General features: G+C 48.7%; 3 protein-coding genes. All 3 read left to right on the top strand.

From position 1 onward, the window contains the following. Nucleotides 1-72: 72 nt before the first annotated feature. A complete protein-coding gene (locus Q0338_RS03045) occupies nt 73-1,422 on the top strand; it encodes a multidrug effflux MFS transporter (protein ID WP_298085472.1) in 1,350 nt (449 codons plus the stop codon). Between the two features lie 135 nt (nt 1,423-1,557). Then, the gene (locus Q0338_RS03040; RefSeq protein ID WP_298085471.1) at nt 1,558-1,920 is read left to right on the top strand and encodes a diacylglycerol kinase; all 363 of its coding nucleotides are present in this window, start codon (nt 1,558-1,560) and stop codon (nt 1,918-1,920) included. Nucleotides 1,921-2,050: 130 nt separating this feature from the next. Continuing rightward, nucleotides 2,051-3,426, top strand: a 1,376-nt coding sequence (locus Q0338_RS03035) for a phosphoethanolamine--lipid A transferase (RefSeq protein ID WP_298085470.1), incomplete at its 3' end; no start/stop codon positions are given.

Genomic DNA, 3,426 nt, shown 5'->3' with positions numbered 1-3,426 from the left:
GACATAATTTTTCCAGCATAACGCCTAAATCTCTGTCCTAGAGTAGGTCAACCATATTATCCCGGACGTCACGTGGTTTTGCCTGGCTTGCTACTTTTTAAACCGCTGTTTGCTAAAACGTTAAATTTACTCGACGCAAATTTCCACCCAAATAAACCTCAAAATTTAAGCTTATTTTTTATACAATCGCTCTCAAATCCAAAAGCGGAATTTAAGATGAAATTTATCCCCAAAACCTTGCCTTTCGTAGAATTTATCGCTCTCATGGCGCTTCTAACCTCGCTTGGAGCGATGAGTACAGACGCGATGCTGCCCGCACTCATGCAAATCGGCCTAGATCTTGGCGTGACACAGATAAATCAAACCCAGCTCGTCATCTCCTCGATGTTTGCGGGCTTTGCCGTCGGACAGATATTTTACGGGCCGCTTAGCGACTTTATCGGGCGACGAAACGCTGTGCTGCTCGCGCTTGCGATATTTACGGCAAGCTCATTTATTTCGGTCGTCACGAGCGATTTTACTGCGCTTTTGGCGAGCAGATTTTTCCAGGGACTAGGCGCTGCGGGCCCTAGGATCATCGCGATGGCGCTTATCCGCGATCTTTACGAGGGGCGCGCGATGGCTCGCGTGATGAGCTTTATCGCAGCCGTTTTTATCATCGTACCCGCACTCGCCCCGATTATCGGCGGCTTTATTTTTAAAATTTATAATTGGCGCAGCATATTTTTGATGCTTACTTTTATGGGGTTTGCGTGTCTAGCGTGGTTTGGACTGCGCCAGAGCGAGACTCTGCCTGCGCAAAATCGCAATAAATTTAGCCTAAATTTGATAAAAAGCGAAGCCGCGCAGGTCGTGAAAAATAGGCGCACCGCAGGCTACACGATCGTTTTGGGGCTGATTTTTGGGATGTTTTTGAGCTATATCAGCACCGCTCAGCAGATTTTCGAGGTGAGTTACAAGCTAGGCGACGAGTTTCCTATCTATTTTGCGATAAACGCTCTAGCTCTGGGCGCCGCGTCGATGATAAACGCAAAGCTCGTGATGATCTACGGCATGCGCTACCTCAGCATGCGCGCTATGGGGACGTTTTGCGTTATCGCGGTCGCGTTTTTGCCCGTCGTCGTCGCGTATGACGGAGTGCCGCCGCTGTGGGCTTTTATGGCGTTTTGCATGAGTAGCTTTTTTTGCGTGAGCATACTTTTTGGCAACCTAAACGCGATGGCGATGGAGCCCATGGGCAAAATCGCAGGTATGGCGGCCGCGCTGATCGGCTCGGTTTCGACATTTATCTCGCTTCCTATCGGAGTCGCGATCGGGCAGCTATTTGAGGGTACGCTACTGCCGATGGTCGTGAGCTTTGCGCTTATCGGAGCGGCGGCGTTTGCGCTACTTTACAAGACTTCAAAGATTTCTGATGAGTAAAAAACTAGCCGAGTTTTATCAAATTTGAGTGGCAAATTCGGCTACGTTTTTGTTTATTTTAAGTACCCGCGCCGTCCGCAAAAGCGCCTTATAAAGCAAATTTACGCTATCATTGCACAAATTTAAAGGCAAAATATGAAACCAAAATACAACTTTTTCAAAAACTCCAAATTTGCATTCGAGGGGCTTGCTGCGATGCTAAAAAACGAGGCGGCGTTTCGCTTTGAGCTTTGCATAATCGTTCCGCTTGTGCTAGTTTCGCTATTTTTACCGGTTTCCGCCGCGCAGCACGCGCTACTGATCGCCGTTTTTGGACTCGTTTTTATCTGCGAGTGCGTAAATACCGCGATCGAAGCGGTAGTGGATCTCGTTTCGCCGGGCTTTCATCCGCTAGCCAAAATCGCCAAAGACTGCGCCTCTGCCGCCGTTTGCCTCTCTGTCGGCACGGCTGCGATAACTTGGGCGTGGACGCTTTTTGCACTGGCGCTTAGCGAGTAAATTTGACAAAGTGACTACTAAATTTGCGCTCAAAATCTAAATCTATAAGCTTGAATTTTACGCCGAGCGACTAAAGCTTTAAGCTTTTTTTGGATAAAGTTTCACTCTTATTATCAATATTAGGAAAGCTATGAAGCTACGTATTTCTTGGTTTAAATTTACGATTTTAAACGCCGTTTTTATCGCCGCGCTAAATTTCGCATTATTTAAATTCGCCTACTCAAAGCTTAGTTTTGACGCGGACGCGCCTATGGCCGCGAGTCTGCCGATCATCTATTTTTCGCTACTTTGCGCGCTCTTTTCGCTCGTTTTTTTACCATATCTAGCTAAGCCGGTTAGTATCGCAGCGATTGCCATTACGTGCGGAAGTAGCTACTTCATGCAAAGCTACGGTATCATAATCGATAGCGAAATGATAAGAAACGTCGCGCAAACGGACGCGGGCGAGGTGCTAAGCTTTTTAAATCCAAAACTCGTTTGCTACATGCTATTTTTGGGCGTTTTGCCCTGCCTTTTGGTCGCATTTACGAGGATAGAGTACGGCGGCGTAAGGCGGCATCTAAAGGTCAAATTTGCCGCATTTTTCGGGTTTTTAGCGCTCGCGGCGGCTCTATTTTTGCCCCAAACCAAATCCATAATCCCGTTTTTTCGAGAAAACAGCTTCATCAGAGCCTACAACCTGCCGTTTTATCCGATTTACGCGGCGCAAAAATACGTAAAACTCGAGTTTTTCAAGCCCGAATTTAAACAAATCGGCACGGACGCGACGATGAGGCCAAGCGATGAGCGGCGACTGATGGTGCTGATCGTCGGCGAAACGGCCCGCGCGAAAAACTATTCGCTCGGCGGATACGCCAAAAACGATACGAATTTTTACACGAAAAATGAGCCAAATTTGGTCTATTTCGGCGACGCTCGCTCGTGCGGAACTGCGACAGCCGTCTCGCTGCCGTGCTTGTTTTCAAAATCCACGAGAAAAGAATATAGCAGCAAAGAATTTAGCGAAAACGCGCTTGATATCCTAAAACGCGCAGGCGTCAAGGTCGTGTGGCTGGGCAACAACTCGGGCAAGTGCAAGGGCGTTTGCGACCGCTTGGACGTGGGCGACGTCGAGTATTTTGACGCCGGATACGATACGAATATGCTGCCCTCCTTCAAAAAACGCCTCGAAAATCTCGCGCAAAACGAGATCATCGTCCTGCACCTGCAAGGCTCGCACGGCCCGGCATATCACGCCCGCTATCCGAGCGAATTTCGCAAATTTACCCCGACTTGCGACACGAGCGAGCTTAGCTCCTGCGATAGCGATAGTATCGTAAACACATACGACAACACGCTGCTTTTTACGGATTTTTTTATTGACGAGGTGATAAAGGCGGTCAAGGACGCGGGCGGCGATAAAAGCGCGGTTTGGTACTTCTCCGATCACGGCGAGAGCCTAGGCGAAAACGGCATCTACCTGCACGGCATGCCCTACGCCATCGCGCCCGAGACGCAAAAGCACAT

It is taken from the genome of uncultured Campylobacter sp., assembly GCF_938018145.1.
Taxonomy (GTDB): Bacteria; Campylobacterota; Campylobacteria; order Campylobacterales; family Campylobacteraceae; genus Campylobacter_A.
This window is presented reverse-complemented; position numbering and strand designations above follow the sequence as displayed.